Consider the following 16779-nt stretch of genomic DNA (forward strand, 5'->3'; position numbering starts at 1 on the left):
CCGTCAGATGGCTGTTTAGACGCAATCCCGGTTGAATGCAAAATTAGGCTTTCCTGCGTCGTCAACCAAGGGCTCAACGAAAAATTAGCTTGCCGGCAGGGGGATGAACTCTTCCGCGTCCCCCGGCACGATATCGAAGCGGCCGGTCCGCCATTCTTCCTTCGCCTTGTCGATACGCTCCTTGGACGAGGACACGAAGTTCCACCAGATATGCCGCGGCGATCCGAGTGCCGCGCCGCCGAAGAGCATGACGTGACAGCCGGACGGCCCCGCCGTGATGGTGATCTCGTCCCCGGGCCGGAAGACGAGAAGCTGGTTGTCGGCGAAATGGTCGCCCGCAATGATCGCTTCGCCCGAGAGAATATAGATGGCGCGTTCTTCCCAATGGGCCGCAAAGGGAGCGCTGCGGCCGGCCTCGATCGACAGGTCCACGTAGATCGTGTCGGTGAAGGCAGAGACCGGCGAGGTGGTGCCCTCGAAACGGCCGATGACCACGCGTGCCCGAACCCCGCCATCGGCAAGATGCGGCAGCATGCGCTCTTCGGTATGAGAGAAGACCGGATCGACCTCTTCCTTGTCGTCGGGCAAGGCCAGCCAGGTCTGCAATCCGGACAATGAGCGCTCATGGCCGCGCTGGTTTTCCGGCGAGCGTTCGGAGTGCACGATGCCGCGCCCCGCCGTCATCAGGTTCACGTCGCCGGGGCGGATCACCATTTCGGTGCCGAGACTGTCGCGGTGCTTGATCTCGCCGTCGAAGAGATAGGTGACCGTCGACAGGCCGATATGCGGATGCGGGCGCACGTCGATCGCCTGGCCGGCACGCAGGAGCGCCGGTCCCATGCGGTCGAAGAAGATGAACGGGCCGACGAGCCGCCGTCGCGCCGTCGGAAGCGCCCGGCGCACCTCAAGGCCGCCTATGTCGCTGGTGCGCGGGATGATCAGATGCTCGATGGCGTCGCAGGCCGGCTTGTCGCCGGCGAGCGGATCGGGACCGGGAAAAAACGACATGGCACTCCCTCCGTTTGTGGGCGTTTCTGCCTGAGGCTATCCCCGATCCTGTCAGTCCGGTAGAGGTGACTTGAAGACGCTGCGTTTCCCGGATGCGTTACTGGTCCGCGTCGAGCGGTTCGACGCCCTGGGGCTTGCCGTTGCGGTCGAGGCGGATTTTCTCGATCCGGTCCTCGGCCGCCTTCAGCAGCGTCTCGCAATGCTTCTTCAGGGCCTCGCCGCGCTCATAGATTTCGATCGATTTGTCGAGCGCGACATCGCCGCGCTCGAGCGCAGAGACGATCCGCTCCAGCTCCTCGACCGCCTGCTCGAAGGAGAGGGCGGAGACGTCCGGCTGATTATTGTTGTTGTTCATCATTACCCTCTCATCAGTCTCGATATGTGCAAGGCGGCCGATTCGGCGAGGCCCTGCAGGTCATAGCCGCCCTCGAGCATGCTGACCACTCGGTTGCCGGCGCTTTTGCCTGCCGCCTCCATGAGACGACCGGTTGCCCAGTCGAAGTCCTCCGCCACGAGGTTGATCTGGGCCAGGGGATCGCGGTAATGCGCGTCGAAACCGGCGGAGATCAGCACGAGGTCCGGGCGGAAATTGTCGAGAGCGACGAGAACGCGGCTGCGGAACGCGTCGCGGAAATGTTCGCTGCCGCTGTTGGGGGAGAGCGGCGCATTGACGATATTGTTCCTGGCGCCCGTTTCTTCCTTGGCACCGGTCCCCGGATAGAGCGGCATCTGGTGGGTCGAGCAGAAGAGAACCGACGGGTCGTTCCAGAAGATGTCCTGGGTGCCGTTGCCGTGGTGCACGTCCCAGTCGACGATGGCGACCCGTTCTACGCCGTGGGCCTTCTGCGCATGGCGCGCGGCGATCGCGATCGTGTTGAAGAAGCAGAAGCCCATCGCCTTGTTCTTCTCGGCGTGGTGGCCGGGCGGCCGGGCTGCGACGAAGGCGTTGTCGGCCTCGCCGGTAAACACTGCGTCGACGGCCGCAACCGCACCGCCGATGCCGGTCAGTGCCGCCTCGAAGCTCGATGGGCTCGCATAGGTATCGGCCTCGATCTGGCTGATGTCGTCCTCCGGTATTGCCCGGGCGATCGACCTGAGGTGCTCCTCCGTATGGGCGAGCAGCACCAGTTCCGCGCTGCCTCTCGATGCCTCGATACGCTTGAGCGGCGCAAAATTCGGATGCTCGAGCGCAAGGTTCAGCGCCCTCAGCCGATCCGGCCGTTCCGGGTGCCCCTCCGGAACCTTGTGTTCCAGGAAAAGAGCGTTTTCATAGAGATGCGTGGTCATCCGCCGAAAGCTAGTGCGCGGGCCTGTCAAAATCCATGGCCGCGACCGCAAAAGTACCGATTTTCAACAGTGCGGATCGAGCAGGATCTTGCCGTTGCGCAGCGGATCGGCCTGGTGCGCCAGGGCTTCGCCCAGCCGGCTCAACGGGTAGGTGGCGGCGACCGGACTGGCGAACAGCCCGTTGCGAAGGCCCGCGAAGCTCCTGGCGAAGGCGGCCTCGAGCGCTTCGCGGCCGGCGGAGTGGACCCAGGTCCTCAGCCACAGGAAGGCGAAGCGGACGTCCGCACGAGCGGCGATCGCCGCCTGCGGTACCGGGATTCCGCTCAGCGCGCCGTACTGAATGAAGGTCCCACCGTGATGGATGGAGCGGCTGATCAGTTCGGCCGCCAGCGTTCCGCCGACGGCATCGAGCACCGCGTCGAACCGCGTCCCTGGCGGAAGGTTGCTGCCGTCGGTGACGACGATCGGGAAACCCTCAGCGAGGCGGTGGCGGCTCTTCTCGCTGCGGAGGATGGCCGTGGGTGCAACACCTTCCATCGCCAGCAGCTTGATCAGCATCCCGCCGATTGCCGAGCCTGCCGCCGTCACGCCAATGCTGCGATGTTCGAGCGAACCGAAATGCCCACGCAGCGCCTCGACGAGCCGCAGTGCCGTCAAAGGATTGACGTAGCTCATTGCCGCTTGCCCATCGCTCACATCGTCCGGCACGGCAAAGCACCATTCGGCGGGACGGACAAGGAATTGCTGCCACAGCCCGCTGGCGCCGATCGGAACGACCCGATCTCCGGATTTCAGGTGATGCACGCCCGTTCCAACGCGGCGGACGACGCCAACGCCCTCGAAGCCGGGCACGAAGGGCAGTTCGGTGCGGGCGCGATAGGCGCCGGTGACGGGGATCAGGTCCGAGGGATTGATCGCGGCAAGCGAGATTTCGACCTCGACTTCGCCGGCCCCCGGTTCGACGCGGGCGGCGTCTACAAGCTCGATGACTTGTTCGGGATCGCCAAACTGTCTAACGAGGGTGGAGCGCATGTAAGGGGCCTCGCATGGACGGCACAGAGCGGGAAAATGTCACGGAAATCCGGATTCCGTTTCGCGATATAGACATGCATGGCCACATGCACAATGCGGCCTACTACGCGCATGCCGAGGCGGCGCTCGCCAGCCTCTGGCGGCATCGGCCGCCGGTCAAGAACGAACCAGCCTATCTGGTGCGCCGCTCGGCCTGCCTCTTCCATCGCGGCCTGCGCTTCGACGAACCGGCCCGCTTCACCGTATCCGTCTCCAAGATCGGCGGCAGTTCGGTGAGCTTTGCCGTGCGCGTCGAGGCCGGTGCCCATCTGGCGGCGGAGGTCGAGATCGTCTGGGTCGCCGTCGATCCCGTTCGCCATCAGCCGGTGCCGTTGCCGGCTGCGACCCGCGACTGGCTCGCTGCCTATGCGGCGTGATCGAGCCTCAGCGAGCGGAAATGGGCGACGACGCCCATGCCGCCGCCGACGCCCATCATTGCCAGCCCCTCGCTGCCTGTCGCTGCGGCGTGCATCTGCGAAAACAGCCTGACGACGAGAATCGCGCCGGAAGCCCCATAGGGATGGCCGAGCGCGATGGCACCGCCGTCGCGATTGACGCGCTCTGGCGAAATGCCGAGTGGATCGAGACTGCCGAGAACCTGTGAGGCGAAGGCCTCGTTGAACTCGATGAAGTCGACCTTGTCGACGTCGAGCGCCGGGTTGCGGGCACGAAGCCTCGCCATCGCCGGCACCGGGCCGAGGCCGAGCAGGTTGGGATCGACGCCCGCCGTCGCCGCGTCGACGAATTCGAGTGCAAAGGGCACGCCAAGCCGGCGCGCCTCGGCAAGCGACGTGACCAGCACGATTGCCGCTCCATCATTGATCGGGCAGGCATTGCCGGCGGTGACGGTACCGTCCTTGACGAAGACTGGCTTCAGCCGGGCGAGCGTCTCGGCCGAGGCGTTGGGGCGGGGACACTCGTCAATGGCGACGCGGCCGGCCGGCGTCTCCACCGGCACGATCTCGCGGGCAAAGCGGCCGGCCGTCTCGGCCGCCACGGCACGGCGATGACTTCCGAGGGCAAACTGGTCCTGGCGTTCTCGCGATATCCCGCAGGCCGCGGCGACGTTCTCCGCCGCAACACCCATATCCGGATCGCCGATGAGATCGGGAGCCATCCGGGCGCGCTTCACCGGCTGCAGTTCCTCGCCTCGCGCCAGCGGCGGGCGAAGGCGGATATGGGCGCGGCTGGCACTTTCGGTACCGCCGGCGAGAAAATATCGCCCGGCGCCGGCCTGGATCTGCCGCGCCGCAAGAACGATCGCCTCGAGGCCAGAGCCGCATTGGCGGTCGACAGTCACGCCGGGAATGGAAACGGGCAGGCCCGCTTCGAGAGCGGCGAGACGCGCGAGGTTGCCGGCGCTGTTTGCGGCGTTGCCGAGAAGCACGTCGTCGATGTCGTTCCTGTCGATTCCGGTATCGGTGACGATCCTGTCGATCAGCAAGGCGGCGAGGCTTTCGGGCTCGATCTTTGCGAGGCTGCCATTGACGCGGCCGATCGGGGTTCGCAGCGCCGCGATGACGACCGGTGTGCGAGCCGGATCAGAAAAGGCGTTCAAGGGCACCGTTCTCCTCCGCGATCCATTGCCGCAGTCGCCCGGCCGCGACCTTGCCGGAGGCGGTCATCGGCATCTCCTGGCAGAGCCAGACCTTTCGCGGATGTTTGTAGCGCGGCAGGGCGGCAGTAAGATGACGGTCCAGCGCTTGACGATTGAACCGGTCGCGGTTCGTCTGAAGGATAGCCACGAGCTCGCTGCCGAGATCCGGATCGTCGAGACCGAAAGCGACCGCTGCCTGGATGCCGGGCGCCGCCAGGAGCGCCGCTTCGATTTCGGAAGGATAGATATTGTTGCCGCCGGAAAGCACCATGCCGCCGGCCCGGCCGATGAGATGCAGCGTGCCGTCCCCGTCGAGAAATCCGAGGTCGCCGACGGTGGCGAGCCGCCCCTCGCGGCGAAAACCGTCGCCGTCACCGCTCGCGATGTAGCCCTCCGATATCAGCGCGCTTTCGACGAAGATCGTCCCGGTTTCTCCCGGCGGCAGGTTGTTGCCGCGATCGTCCAGGATGGTCAGCCGGACGCCCGGGAATGGCTTGCCGACGGCGGTCGGGGAATGATTGTCGTCCGCGCCGGCGACGGTGATGAAGCCGAGTTCCGATGCGCCGTAATATTCGATCGCGTCTGCCGCCGGGAAGGCGCGGGCGGCAGCGCTTCGATCCGCCGGTGTGAGCTTGGCGCCGGCAACGGTGATCTTTTCGACCGAGGTCAAGGCCGCGCCCTTCGCCTGTTCGCAAAGTCGCCGCAGCATCGTCGGCACCAGCACGAGGCGTTTCGTCCCGGCGCCGCCGATCACATCGAGCGCCTGGCGCGGCTCGAAATGACGGGCGCCGACGAATTCGGCTCCGGCCGCAAGGCACTCGACTAAAGCGTACAGCGCCAGCCCGTGCGCCAGCGGTCCGGGTGCGTAGGTCGCCGTTTCCGGCCCTATGCCGAAAAATTCCTGACCGGTTTCGAGGCTGAGGCGCCAGGATCTGCGGTCGCGGATGATCGCCTTCGGGTCGCCGGTCGTGCCGGAGGTAAAGACGACGAGGAAGGGTTCGGCATCATCGCCGATGCGGATCGCGGAGGAGCCGTCGAAAGTCTCGAGCGCAAGCGTCTGTCCTACCGAGGGCACGTCCAGGCACAGGTGGTCGCCGTCCGCGCGGATGACGATCTCCGGCCGCAGCTTTTCCTTCATCCGTTGGCGGCTCGAATCCGGCAGGTGCGGATCGATGAGTGCCGCACAATTGCCGCCCGACGTCGCGGCGATGAAGGCCGCGGCAAAGAGCGGGTGATTGCCGGTTTCGAGCGCGATCAGCCTTACACGGCCGGCAAGGACACTTTGCTCCCTTGTCTGCAGGGCCGCTTGTTCGATCGCGTGCAGAATGCGGCCTGCCGCCGCGGCAAGCTCACCGAATGTGAGAACCCGGCCCTCCGTGCGGAAGGCCGGGGAGTGCGGGCGCTCGCCCGCATGCCGCAGGATGGCACGTACGAGCGGCATCGCCTCAGGCGCGGGCCGGCAGCAGCGGATAGCCGGCGTAGACGGCGCGCGCGGCAAGTGTGGCGATCGCTGCCTTGAGGAGATCGCCCGGAATGAACACGAGAGAGCCGGTCGCGGCGGCCGTGAGCGGCGTGCCCGTGACGGCGGAGAGCCACGGAACGCCGATCGCGTAGAGGACGACAATCCCGCCGATCACCGAGGCGAGGAAGAAGCCGACGAACTGACGTCCTTCCGAATTGCCCTGGTGTACGAAGCGCTCGGCGATCAGCCCGGTGACGAAGGCGGCGACCGCCCAGCCGAGGATGAAGCCGCCCGATGGCCCGGCGAAGACGGCAAGCCCGCCGCGACCGCCCGACAGCACCGGCAGGCCGATCGCGACCAAAAGGATGAACAGCAGGAACGCGAGCGCGCCGCGCTTGGCGCCGATGATGCAGCCGGCCAGCATGACGCCCATCGATTGCGCGGTGATCGGAACGGGAATGAAGCCGAGCGTGATCGGCGGAATGAGGCCGAGCACGACGACGATTGCGGCGAATAGCGCAATGAGGACGAGGTCTCTGGTGTTCATGTAGTCCTACCCTTTTATTAGAAAGCGCGAATTTATTGGCGGCGAAATCCGCGCGCGTCAATGGCCGCCGCGATCGTGTCCGCATCTTTCAGCGTCAGGATGATCAGCGGCCCGATGATCGTCAACGGACGGATCGGCAGTCCTCGGGCGCGGTGCGCTTCACTGATCGCCTGATAGCGGGCGAAGATATCCGGGACGAAGCGCAGGACGAGGCCGAGCGCCAGGCTGACATCGGCGGCCCGCAGCAGGCCGAGACGCTCCAGCGGCTTCAGGAGGATGGTGATCTCGTCCATGAAGGCGCCGATCGTCGTCGTCGTCGTGACGGCGGCGGCAAACAGCACGAGAGCCGCCAGCCGCAGCACGAGAGCGACCACATCGGGGAAGGGGACAAGGAAGAGATTGACCGCCGCCAGCACGAGGATCGTGAACAAAACGAAGCCGACCCGCGAAAATGCCTGGCGCGCCGTCATGCCGAGCGAAAGATAGAGGGCGCCGCAGAGGAGAAAGGCCGGCAGCAACAGAAACGGCGCGTTCGTCGTAAAAAGCGCCACGCTCAGGATGAGAAGCGCGATGAGCTTCAGACGCACCGGCACCCGGTGAAACCAGCTCTGCCCTTCCACATAGAGGCTCGTCAGCATCCGGCCACCTCATGATAGCGGTGGATCGTTTCGCCGGGGCTGCCGTCGGCAACGAGGCGGCCCTCGTGAAACAGCAGGAGGCGTTCAACTCCTTCGACGAGCCCCAGATCATGAGTGATGACGATTGTATCCTCGTCAAGTGCGTCGATCGTTGCCGCGACCATGCGGCGGTTGCGCAGGTCGAGCTGGTTGGTCGGCTCGTCGAGCATCAGGATCTTCGGTCCGGTGACGACGACGCTGGCCATGGCGACGAGCTGCGTCTCCCCGCCGGAAAGCTCGTGCACCCGACGTCTGGCGAGATGGCTGACGCCAAAACGCGCCAGCACCGCCTCCGTTCGCGAGGAGATCTCGTGCGCCGGCAGGCCGCGATTTTTCAGCCCGAAGGCGATGTCGTCGGAAACGATCGGCATGATCAACTGGTGTTGCGGATTCTGGAAGATGAAGCCTGCTTCGGCCAGCACCGCCCGGTCGTCCTTCACCGTATCAAGCCCATTGACCAAGACTTGCCCCGTGCTCGGCTTGACCAGCCCGTTGATCAGCCGCGCAAAGGTCGTCTTGCCGGAGCCGTTGAGGCCGATGATGCCGAGGCGCCGTTCGTCGAGGGCAAGCGTCAGGGGATGAAGCGCGACCCGCTCGCCGAACCGGACCGAGCAATCGGTGAAGCGGATGTCCAATCTTGGTCCTCGTCAGTTGTCGTGGTGGCTCTATAGGGCAACTCGATCGGCGAGGGCAATGCAGCCTCTGCCCGATTGCTTTATGGTTGGATTGCATTTGAAAGTTGGGAATAAAAGCCTATTCTCCTGCCCATGACGATTCGCCTCTCCAACCGCGATGCCCGACGCATCTTTCTTGCCAAGCAGGGCCTCTCTGCCGCGCCGCAGCGCGCCCTCGGCAAGGATGGCCTGCTGCGGCTGATCCACGACATCGGTTCGTACAGGTCGACAGCATCTCGACCGTCGAGCGCGCCCATCACCAGATCCTGTTTTCGCGCAACCAGACCTATCGCCGCGAGCATTTGAACGAATTGCTGGAAGAGGACGGCGAGCTCTTCGAGCATTGGACCCACGACGCTTCGATCATTCCGAGCGTCTTCTTCGTCTATTGGAAGCATCGCTTCAAATGGGAGAGCGAAACGCTCAGAGAGCGCTGGCGCAGATGGCGCGGCGAGGGGTTCGATGCGAGTTGCGACGAAACCTACGAGCGGGTCGCCAGCGGCGGAGCGGTCATGGCGCGAGAGCTGAAGGAGGATCATCACGAATCCGGCGGCTGGTGGAACTGGCACCCGTCGAAAACAGCCCTCGAGGTGCTCTGGCGTCAGGGCAGGCTGGCGATCGCCCGCCGGGTCAACTTCCAGAAGGTCTATGACCTGACGGAACGGGTCATCCCGGCGCATCACTACGAAGGCGACGTCAGCCATCCGGAGTTCATCGATTGGGCCTGCCGCAGCGCCCTCGAACGCCTCGGCTTTGCAACGCACGGGGAGATCGCCGCTTTTTGGGATCTCGTCTCGCCCGACGAGGCCAAGGCCTGGGTCGCCGAGCACCGCGACGAGCTTTGCGAGATTCTCGTCGAGGCCGCCAATGGCGGCAAGCCGCGGCCGTCCTATGCCTTTACGGGCTTTTCGGACAACCTCCGCGATGTTCCGGATCCGCCGTCCCGCATTCGCGTCTTGAGCCCTTTCGATCCGTTGCTGCGCGACCGGAACCGGACCGACCGCCTCTTCGGCTTCTTCTACCGCATCGAAGTCTTCGTTCCCGAGGCGAAGCGCGAATATGGCTACTACGTCTTTCCGCTTCTCGAAGGCGATCGGCTGATCGGTCGGATCGACATGAAGGCCGATCGCAAGCGCGGCCGCCTCGAGGTTCGGCGGCTCTGGCTCGAACAGGGCGTCAAGCCGTCGTCGGGCCGCATCGACAGGGTGATGGCCGAACTCGACCGGATCGCCCGCTTCGCCGGCGTCGGCGACGTCAATCTGCTCGAAGGCTGGAACGCCAGCCTCACTTGATCGATTTTTTCTTGGCTTGCGCACCCGGGCTCCCTAAATGGAGCGAAGAATTCTCACGGCGCGGAGCAGAACGATGGACACCAACCTCATAAGCCTCTTCGATGCGGACGAGGCAACGGTCCGCAAGGTTCTCTCCGAGACGCTTGCCGGCGCCGACGATGGCGAGCTTTTTCTCGAACACGCCCAGGCGGAGGTGCTTTCCTTCGACAATGGCCGCCTTAAGGGCGGCAGCTTCAACACCGACCAGGGCTTCGGCCTGCGCGCCGTCGCCGGCGAAGCGGTGGGCTATGCCCATGCCGGGGAATTGTCGCTTGCCGCCCTGAAGAGGGCGGCGGACGCGGTCGGGCAGGTGACCCGCGGTTATTCCGGCTCCTATGCCGCTGCCCCGCAGCGCACCAACAAGAAGCTCTATGGCGATGAAAACCCGATCGGCGAGCCGAGCTTCGAGTCGAAGGTGACTTTGCTCCAGGAGATCGACGCCTATCTGCGCGCCAAAGAGCCCAAGGTCAGGCAGGTGACGGCGACGGTCGCGGCAAGCTGGCAGGTCGTGGACATCATGAGGGCGGACGGACATCGGGTTCATGATGTGCGGCCGATGACGCGCATCAATATCTCGGTCGTGGTCGGCGAGGGTGACCGGCAGGAAACCGGTACCTTCGGCATCGGCGGACGGCGCGGCTTCGGCGATTTCATCACCGAGGAAAACTGGAAGCGCGGTGCCGACGAGGCGTTGCGGCAGGCGCTCGTCAATCTCGAGGCGATCGATGCGCCGGCGGGAACCATGGACGTGGTGCTCGCTTCCGGCTGGCCGGGGGTGATGCTGCATGAGGCGGTCGGGCACGGCCTGGAAGGCGACTTCAACCGGAAGAAAACTTCGGCCTTTGCCGGGCTCCTCGGCGAGCAGGTGGCAACCAAGGGCGTCACGGTCGTCGACGACGGCACGATCGAGGCGCGGCGCGGCTCGATCTCGATCGACGACGAGGGTACGCCCTCCGGCTACAACGTGCTGATCGAGGACGGCAAGCTTGTCGGCTATATGCAGGATCGGCAGAACGCGCGGCTGATGGGCATGAAGGCGACCGGCAATGGCCGGCGCCAGGGCTATGCTCATGTGCCCATGCCGCGCATGACCAACACCTACATGCTTGCCGGCGACCGGACACCCGAGGAAATCATCGCCTCGGTGAAGAAAGGCATCTATGCCGTTTCCTTCGGCGGCGGCCAGGTGGATATCACCTCAGGCAAGTTCGTGTTCGGCTGCACCGAAGCCTATCTCATCGAAGAAGGCAAGCTGGGAGCGCCGGTCAAGGGCGCCATGCTGATCGGCAACGGACCGGACGCGATGAAGCGGGTGACGATGGTCGGCAACGACATGAAACTCGACACCGGCATCGGCAATTGCGGCAAGGGAGGCCAATGGGTGCCTGTCGGTGTCGGCCAACCGCATCTTCGGATGGACCAGATCACCGTCGGCGGCACGCAGGCATAGCGGCGGCGATTTAACGGGGCGCGGGAAAAATAATGAAGATCAGGCGCTTTTCAGCGTCGGACGAGCAGGGCGTCATCGACGTCATCCTGCCCATCCAGCGCGAGGAATTCGGCATTGCCATCACCGCCGAAGATCAGCCGGATCTTCGGGCGATCCCCGAATTCTACCAGACGGGCGACGGCGACTTCTGGGTTGCCGCCGCTGGCGAACGGATCGTCGGCACGATCGCCCTGAAAGATATCGGAGGAGCCGAGGCGGCCTTGCGCAAGATGTTCGTCGCGCCCGAATTTCGTGGCCGCGAACACGGCGTCGCCGCCGGCCTGCTCGATGCACTCCTCGCCCATTCCGAGCGGCGGAAGATAGAGGCGATCTATTTGGGGACGACCGAGAAGTTTCTCGCCGCCCATCGGTTCTACGAAAAGAACGGCTTTGTCGAAATCGCCAGAGAAGACCTGCCGGCGAGCTTTCCGGTCATGGGCGTCGATACGAAATTCTATGTTCGTCGGCCCTAACTAGCCGCGGCCGGGAAGCAACCGGCACTCGTAGGACCGTTTCTTGAGAATGTTGCAAGCCGAGGTCGCCGCCTCCCGGCTGGCGAAGCCGATGAAGCGGGCGCGGTAGCGCTTGGCGGAGCCGCTGCCGTCCACGTCCGTATGCGGCGAGGCGCCGAGCAGGGCCGCACCGCCAGCCGACTGCGCCTCGACGAGGATCTTGCGCGCGGCTTCCGCCGAGGTCGCCGTCGAAATCTGGATCTGCCAGTAGGCGTCTGCTTTCGGCTCGGTGCTCGCAACCTCCTCGATGGCGGTCGGCCGATCCGCGGGAACCACGGTGGTCGTCGAGGCCGCCATCAGAGCTGCTTTCGCGTTTTTTCCCGCACGATTGGGTTCGGCATAGAGCGAAACGCCGGGCAAGGTCGCGACCTCGACCGTGTCCAGCTGTTTGGCTGCGGCGATCGCCGGGCCACCATCCGGCGCGGGCGCGCGTCCCAAATGTTGGTCGAGCAAGGCGGCCATTTTGTTGTCGCGGCTCTTTGCCGTCCGCCCGCCGAGGACGACGCCGATGATGCGGCGGTTGCCGTCCCGGACGGCGCTGACGAGATTGAAGCCGGAGGCGTTGGTATAACCGGTCTTGATGCCGTCCATGCCGTCGTAGCGATACATCAGCCTGTTGTGGCCGCGCATCACGCGTCCGCGGAAATTGAAGCTCTGCGCCGAGAAGAGCCGATACTCCCGAGGGAAGTCCCGGAGCAGTGCCATGCCGAGCCTCGCCATGTCGCGCGCCGTCGTCACCTGCTGGCTTGCAGGCAGGCCGGATGAGTTGACGAAGACGGTGCGTGTCATCCCGAGCCGACGCGCCTTTGCCGTCATCATTTGCGCAAATGCGGCTTCCGAGCCGCCGAGCTTTTCCGCCATCGCCGCAGCGGCATCATTGGCGGAATGGACGATCATGCCGTAGACGGCTTCTTCCACCGTGATGGCACCGCCCGGCTTGAGGCCAAGCTTGGTGGGGGGCTTGCGCGCCGCCTCCTTCGACATCGGTACCGGGGTCTGCCAGTTGATCTCGCCCCGATGCAACGCTTCGAAGGTCAGGTACAGCGTCATCATCTTCGTCAATGACGCGGGATAGTTCAGTTCGTCGGCGTTCTCGGCGGAAAGGACCCTGCCGCTGCGGGCGTCGATAACGAAAGAAGCGCTGCCAGCGAAAGCGGATGCGGTGGCGGCGACGAATGCCACGATCGCAGCCAAGGCAATTTGCAAGTTCCTCATGATTCCCCCTTGGACCGCATAGCACCTGGCGCGCGAAGTGTATCAGAACGTGACGGCCGTGGATTTGTCGTAACATTAAGGCCGAAAATCGATAAAGGCAGCCCTTTTTTAAGACATTGCCCGACTTTCGAGGAGCGAGCCCGATTCAGCAAGGCTTAACAGTGCTGGCGTAAAGCTGCGGCATTGCTAGCGGGGCGGGCGTCTTGGCGTCTCGCGAGCCAGTGCGGGACAGCGGAGAAGGATGCAACATTCGCTCGCGACGATGGTCCGGAACCATTTGAGGCGGGCCGCCATTGCCGGCGGGCTCGAGGCCGCACATGCTCTTGCGCGTGCAGGGCTGATGGCAGAGGCACGCGGTCGTGGCGCCATCTTTACCCTGCATCATGTCCGCCCCAAGGATCATCGGGCCTTCGATCCCAACGCGCATCTGGAAATCACCCCGACGTTCCTCGAGAAGACGATCCTGACGTTGAAGCGCCGTGGCCACCGTTTTGTTGCGCTCGAAGAGTTGCCAGCCTGTCTTGCCTCGGCCGACAAGGGGCCTGTCGCTTGCTTCACCCTCGACGACGGCTACCGCAACAATCTCGAATGGGCGCTGCCCGTATTCGAGCGGCACGGCGTGCCCTTCACGGTCTTCGTCACGGCGGGCTATGTCGATCGCACCCATACGCTGTGGTGGGAAACGCTTGCCGATTTGCTGTCCGCCCGCCACGAGTTCCGCTTCGACTTCGGCGACGGCGCGGAATTGGTTTCGAGCGGCACTTCCGCGCAGAAGCAGACTGCCTTCGATCGCATCGCCAGCTATGTCCATGGCGCAGATGAGGCGCGCGCCGTGGCGGCTCTGAACCGTGCTGCGTTGGAGCATGGCATCGACCCCTTCGCCATCACCGAGCAACTGACGCTTGACGAAAGCGGTCTCCGCGCCTTGATCGCAAGCCCGCTCGCGAGCCTCGGTGCGCACACGATCAGCCATCGGGCGCTGGCGCGGCTCAATGACGACGAGGCCCGCCGGGAAATCGCCTCATCCGCCGCACGCGTCGAGGCCATCACCGGCAGGCCGCCGCTGACCGTCGCCTATCCCTATGGCTTCCGGCCGACGGTCTCGGCCCGTGATCATCGGCTTGCCGCGGATCTCGGCTTTGCCGTTGCAGTCACGACAGAACCGGGGACGCTCTCCCCTGGCGTCAATCGTCACGCCGTTCCCCGGATTTCGCTGAACGGTCATTTCCAAAGCGCGCGCTATGTGTCCGCTCTGGCCTCCGGCATTCCATTTCGGCTCCTGCATGATTCCTTCAATCGGAATCGATTTAAGGACAAAATCATGCAGCACTTCAAAGTGCTACAGCGACCTTAGCGCGTCCGATTGGACGCGCGGCGCTGTAGTGCGCGATAGGTCGCTACCCTGGCGTCACGGATACATCCGCACCTTCTCCCAGCCCCCTTCCGGGACGGGGCGGCGGAACTCGACGCGATCATGCAGCCGGAACGGACGGTCGTGCCAGAACTCGATGGAGGTGGGCCGAATGCGGAAGCCGGACCAGTATTCCGGACGCGGAATCTCGCCAATGGCGTGACGGGCGGTGAATTCGGCGACGGCCTTCTCGAGCGCGAAGCGGCTCTCGAGCGGCCGGGACTGCTTCGAGGCCCATGCGCCGATGCGGCTGCCGCGCGGCCGGCTCCTGAAATATTCGTCCGCCTCTTCATCGGTGACGATTTCCACCGGGCCGCGCAGGCGCACCTGGCGGCGCAGCGACTTCCAGTGGAAACACATGGCGGCCTTCAGGGTCGACAGCAGTTCGCGGCCTTTCTGACTCTCGAAATTTGTGTAAAAGACAAAGCCGCTTTCGTCGAACCCCTTGAGCAGCACCATGCGCACATTGGGCAGTCCATCGGGATCGACGGTCGCAAGGGCGACCGCGTTGGGGTCATTCACCTCGTTCTTCTCGGCGTCCTTCAGCCATGTGCCAAAGAGGGAAAAGGGCTCGTCTGCGTCCGTGAAGTCACCGGTTGTTAACTCGTTCGCGGTCATATTGCCTTCCTATGCCGTGTATCTGGCGCGGGGACACGTTCGGGATGAGCCCGATCGGTGTCTCCGCATCGAAAATTGTCTGAGCCTGCCAGCGCTTCCTCGCGCTGCGCCAGAGCTCTGGCGAGACTGACAGGACTGCCGTGCAAGACATAGCAAAGTGGATCGATGGCAAGAAGCGTTTTTCCTTTGCGTTGCTGCGCAGTACGGTTCTATGCCTGACTGTCGTCGCGCTTCCAGGCTGCATGGGCGGGGGCCTCGATCTGTTCGGTAGCTCGAGCGTCGATCGCTCGGTCGCAACCGGGACCGTGCCGGTCGCCAGGACTTCCGACGGTCTCTCCGATGCAGTCACCGTGCGCAATGCCGTTTCCTCTGCCGATATCGCTGCGAGCGGCAGCGCCATTCCGTGGGCCAATGCCTCGTCCGGCAGCGCCGGCGTCATCAGCAGCATCGAGGAAGACCGCGCTTCCGGCGTGATTTGCCGCCGCTTCACCACCACGCGCCACTCTTTCGAAGGCATCGCCAAGTTTGACGGCAGGACCTGCCGGCTCGACAATGGCGAATGGTATCTGACGAGCTTCGGCCCGCAGGGCTGAAATCCCCGGTTAACCACATTCCCGAAAAGGCACGGACCGCCGGCTTTGGACGGCCGGGTTCCGCTGCGGCGCGACTGGCCGACTAACCGTTATTTAGCAACTTCCCCAGATCATCGGTTTCGAGAAAGGCGGCCCATCACGGCTGCTGTGGTGATGCCTAGACGAGCCGCGGCAAAGTGCGACCGTTTCAAGAATGTGGTGACAAGCCATGCGCGATCCCTATGCAATCCTCGGTGTGCGTCGCAATGCCGGGCAGGAGGAAATCAAGACCGCCTGGCGGTCCGTCGCCAAGGCGATCCATCCGGATCACAATCAGGACGATCCTCTGGCAACCGAACGCTTTGCCGAAGCCGGCAGGGCTTACGAACTGCTGCGGGATCCTGCGCGCAGGAACCGCTACGACCAGGCGCGGCGCGAGGCGGAACTGCGGCGCATGGAAGCGATAAAGGAAAAGATGCGCGGGCCGGAGCCGGCCGAGGAGCCAGTCGGCACGGAGAGCGCCGAGGAAGCGATCTCGCGCATCTTCGGCGTCGATCCCCAGCCGGCGCCATCCGCCAGCAGGCCTAAGGCTTCGGCATCGCGCCCCGCCGAGAAGACCGGTCCCGCCGCCGCGGCAAAGCCGGAATCGCCGGCCGAGACGAAACAGGAGCCGGCAAAAACGGACGCAACCGTCCGACGCCTCGCCGCGCCGGGGACCGAATTGGTCGCGGCAATCGTCCGGCGCATCCGCGATCGCATGACGAAAACGGCGGAGAAGGTGCCGGATCTGGTTGTTGATCTTTCCGTCAGTATCGACGAGGTCATCGACCGGGCGCGTGTGTCCCTGGAACTCCCGGACGGCGAAACCGTGAAGGTGGGAATTCCGCCTGGCGCAACAGACGGACAGGTCGTTCGGCTCAGGGAGCAGGGATACCGCGTTGCCGGAATGACCCGGGGCGATGTCGTCGCGACCTTGCGTATTCGACAGGACGGTCCGTTTCGCACCCAGGGCCTCGATCTCGTGACCACCCTGCCGCTTGACCTCCAGGATGCGGTGCTCGGCTGCGAGACAACGATTGAAACGCCGAACGGAACCGCAACGGTCCAGGTGCCGGCGTGGTCGGGATCCGACAGGATTATCCGAATTCCTGGCAAGGGATTGAACGGCGCCTATGGCGAATACGGCGACCTCCTTGTCGAGTTGCGCCTGGTGCTGCATGAAAAGCCCGACGACAAGGTCACCGACCTGATGCGGTCGCAGCGCGACGGCCTCTATTTGTAACGGTTCAATGACAAGCTGAACCAATA

17 protein-coding genes and 1 pseudogene are annotated in these 16779 nt (G+C 64.4%); 7 read left to right on the forward strand and 11 right to left on the reverse strand.

The features are described from left to right. Positions 1-84: 84 nt before the first annotated feature. From N181_RS13000 to N181_RS13015, 4 genes are all read right to left on the reverse strand, one after another. Positions 85-1008 (reverse strand): pirin family protein, encoded by a 924-nt coding sequence (locus tag N181_RS13000; protein ID WP_037435833.1) that lies wholly within the window; start codon positions 1006-1008, stop codon positions 85-87. A gap of 97 nt (positions 1009-1105) precedes the next feature. Further along, a complete protein-coding gene (locus N181_RS13005; protein WP_037392684.1) occupies positions 1106-1363 on the reverse strand; it encodes an exodeoxyribonuclease VII small subunit in 258 nt (85 codons plus the stop codon). Between the two features lie 2 nt (positions 1364-1365). Next, complete coding sequence (locus N181_RS13010; RefSeq protein WP_037392660.1) at positions 1366-2295, reverse strand: histone deacetylase family protein; 930 nt, start codon at positions 2293-2295, stop codon at positions 1366-1368. A gap of 63 nt (positions 2296-2358) precedes the next feature. Then, positions 2359-3327, reverse strand: a complete 969-nt coding sequence (locus tag N181_RS13015; protein ID WP_060563421.1) for a zinc-dependent alcohol dehydrogenase family protein — start codon at positions 3325-3327, stop codon at positions 2359-2361. Positions 3328-3341: 14 nt separating this feature from the next. Here N181_RS13015 and N181_RS13020 point away from each other — a divergent pair, with 14 nt between their 5' ends. After that, positions 3342-3743 (forward strand): acyl-CoA thioesterase, encoded by a 402-nt coding sequence (locus N181_RS13020; RefSeq protein WP_060563423.1) that lies wholly within the window; start codon positions 3342-3344, stop codon positions 3741-3743. Here N181_RS13020 and N181_RS13025 read toward each other — a convergent pair. The 5 genes from N181_RS13025 to N181_RS13045 are packed head-to-tail and all read right to left on the reverse strand — an operon-like array spanning position 3731 to position 8284. Further along, a complete protein-coding gene (locus N181_RS13025; RefSeq protein ID WP_037392652.1) occupies positions 3731-4924 on the reverse strand; it encodes a thiolase family protein in 1194 nt (397 codons plus the stop codon). The two genes, N181_RS13020 and N181_RS13025, sit on opposite strands and share 13 nt — an antisense overlap. After that, positions 4908-6404 carry a class I adenylate-forming enzyme family protein gene (locus tag N181_RS13030; protein ID WP_037392650.1) on the reverse strand — a complete coding sequence of 499 codons (1497 nt, stop codon included), beginning with the start codon at positions 6402-6404 and terminating at the stop codon, positions 4908-4910. Before N181_RS13030 ends, N181_RS13025 begins: the two co-directional genes overlap by 17 nt. 4 nt (positions 6405-6408) lie before the next feature. Beyond that, positions 6409-6972 (reverse strand): biotin transporter BioY, encoded by a 564-nt coding sequence (locus N181_RS13035; protein ID WP_037392649.1) that lies wholly within the window; start codon positions 6970-6972, stop codon positions 6409-6411. 32 nt (positions 6973-7004) lie between these two features. Continuing rightward, positions 7005-7610 carry a CbiQ family ECF transporter T component gene (locus tag N181_RS13040; protein ID WP_037392647.1) on the reverse strand — a complete coding sequence of 202 codons (606 nt, stop codon included), beginning with the start codon at positions 7608-7610 and terminating at the stop codon, positions 7005-7007. After that, positions 7604-8284: an energy-coupling factor ABC transporter ATP-binding protein gene (locus N181_RS13045; RefSeq protein ID WP_037392644.1), complete on the reverse strand. Its 681-nt coding sequence runs from the start codon at positions 8282-8284 to the stop codon at positions 7604-7606. The genes N181_RS13040 and N181_RS13045 overlap by 7 nt, the downstream gene beginning before the upstream one ends. A 132-nt stretch (positions 8285-8416) precedes the next feature. Between N181_RS13045 and N181_RS13050 the strand changes: the two are divergent. From N181_RS13050 to N181_RS13060, 3 genes and pseudogenes are all read left to right on the forward strand, one after another. After that, positions 8417-9615: pseudogene (locus N181_RS13050) on the forward strand (winged helix-turn-helix domain-containing protein). A 73-nt stretch (positions 9616-9688) separates the two neighbouring features. Further along, positions 9689-11104: a metalloprotease TldD gene (tldD, locus tag N181_RS13055; protein WP_037392640.1), complete on the forward strand. Its 1416-nt coding sequence runs from the start codon at positions 9689-9691 to the stop codon at positions 11102-11104. Between the two features lie 32 nt (positions 11105-11136). Further along, on the forward strand, positions 11137-11616 hold the full coding sequence (locus tag N181_RS13060) for a GNAT family N-acetyltransferase (RefSeq protein ID WP_014327581.1): 480 nt from the start codon (positions 11137-11139) through the stop codon (positions 11614-11616). On the opposite strand, the gene N181_RS13065 is transcribed toward N181_RS13060, so the two are convergent. Then, positions 11617-12870, reverse strand: a complete 1254-nt coding sequence (locus tag N181_RS13065) for a D-alanyl-D-alanine carboxypeptidase family protein (protein ID WP_037435814.1) — start codon at positions 12868-12870, stop codon at positions 11617-11619. It lies immediately after the preceding gene. Positions 12871-13111: 241 nt separating this feature from the next. Between N181_RS13065 and N181_RS13070 the strand changes: the two genes are divergently transcribed. Then, on the forward strand, positions 13112-14224 hold the full coding sequence (locus tag N181_RS13070; RefSeq protein WP_037392634.1) for a polysaccharide deacetylase family protein: 1113 nt from the start codon (positions 13112-13114) through the stop codon (positions 14222-14224). A 54-nt stretch (positions 14225-14278) separates the two neighbouring features. On the opposite strand, the gene pdxH is transcribed toward N181_RS13070, so the two are convergent. Next, positions 14279-14899 (reverse strand): pyridoxamine 5'-phosphate oxidase, encoded by a 621-nt coding sequence (pdxH, locus tag N181_RS13075; protein WP_037392632.1) that lies wholly within the window; start codon positions 14897-14899, stop codon positions 14279-14281. Between the two features lie 140 nt (positions 14900-15039). Between pdxH and N181_RS13080 the strand changes: the two genes are divergently transcribed. Both N181_RS13080 and N181_RS13085 read left to right on the forward strand, forming a co-directional pair. Next, the gene (locus tag N181_RS13080) at positions 15040-15492 is read left to right on the forward strand and encodes an RT0821/Lpp0805 family surface protein (RefSeq protein WP_037392629.1); all 453 of its coding nucleotides are present in this window, start codon (positions 15040-15042) and stop codon (positions 15490-15492) included. A gap of 208 nt (positions 15493-15700) precedes the next feature. After that, on the forward strand, positions 15701-16753 hold the full coding sequence (locus tag N181_RS13085) for a DnaJ C-terminal domain-containing protein (protein WP_037392626.1): 1053 nt from the start codon (positions 15701-15703) through the stop codon (positions 16751-16753). Positions 16754-16779: the final 26 nt, after the last annotated feature.

The organism is Sinorhizobium fredii USDA 205, from assembly GCF_001461695.1.
In the GTDB taxonomy this organism is placed as follows: Bacteria; Pseudomonadota; Alphaproteobacteria; order Rhizobiales; family Rhizobiaceae; genus Sinorhizobium; species Sinorhizobium fredii.

Bases quoted from the DNA above. Each gene is read 5' to 3' on its own strand.
- N181_RS13000 (WP_037435833.1), bottom strand. From the start codon at position 1,008: ATGTCGTTTTTTCCCGGTCCCGATCCGCTCGCCGGCGACAAGCCGGCC.
- N181_RS13005 (WP_037392684.1), bottom strand. From the start codon at position 1,363: ATGAACAACAACAATAATCAGCCGGACGTCTCCGCCCTCTCCTTCGAG.
- N181_RS13010 (WP_037392660.1), bottom strand. From the start codon at position 2,295: ATGACCACGCATCTCTATGAAAACGCTCTTTTCCTGGAACACAAGGTT.
- N181_RS13015 (WP_060563421.1), bottom strand. From the start codon at position 3,327: ATGCGCTCCACCCTCGTTAGACAGTTTGGCGATCCCGAACAAGTCATC.
- N181_RS13020 (WP_060563423.1), top strand. From the start codon at position 3,342: ATGGACGGCACAGAGCGGGAAAATGTCACGGAAATCCGGATTCCGTTT.
- N181_RS13030 (WP_037392650.1), bottom strand. From the start codon at position 6,404: ATGCCGCTCGTACGTGCCATCCTGCGGCATGCGGGCGAGCGCCCGCAC.
- N181_RS13035 (WP_037392649.1), bottom strand. From the start codon at position 6,972: ATGAACACCAGAGACCTCGTCCTCATTGCGCTATTCGCCGCAATCGTC.
- N181_RS13040 (WP_037392647.1), bottom strand. From the start codon at position 7,610: ATGCTGACGAGCCTCTATGTGGAAGGGCAGAGCTGGTTTCACCGGGTG.
- tldD (WP_037392640.1), top strand. From the start codon at position 9,689: ATGGACACCAACCTCATAAGCCTCTTCGATGCGGACGAGGCAACGGTC.
- N181_RS13060 (WP_014327581.1), top strand. From the start codon at position 11,137: ATGAAGATCAGGCGCTTTTCAGCGTCGGACGAGCAGGGCGTCATCGAC.
- N181_RS13065 (WP_037435814.1), bottom strand. From the start codon at position 12,870: ATGAGGAACTTGCAAATTGCCTTGGCTGCGATCGTGGCATTCGTCGCC.
- N181_RS13070 (WP_037392634.1), top strand. From the start codon at position 13,112: ATGCAACATTCGCTCGCGACGATGGTCCGGAACCATTTGAGGCGGGCC.
- pdxH (WP_037392632.1), bottom strand. From the start codon at position 14,899: ATGACCGCGAACGAGTTAACAACCGGTGACTTCACGGACGCAGACGAG.
- N181_RS13085 (WP_037392626.1), top strand. From the start codon at position 15,701: ATGCGCGATCCCTATGCAATCCTCGGTGTGCGTCGCAATGCCGGGCAG.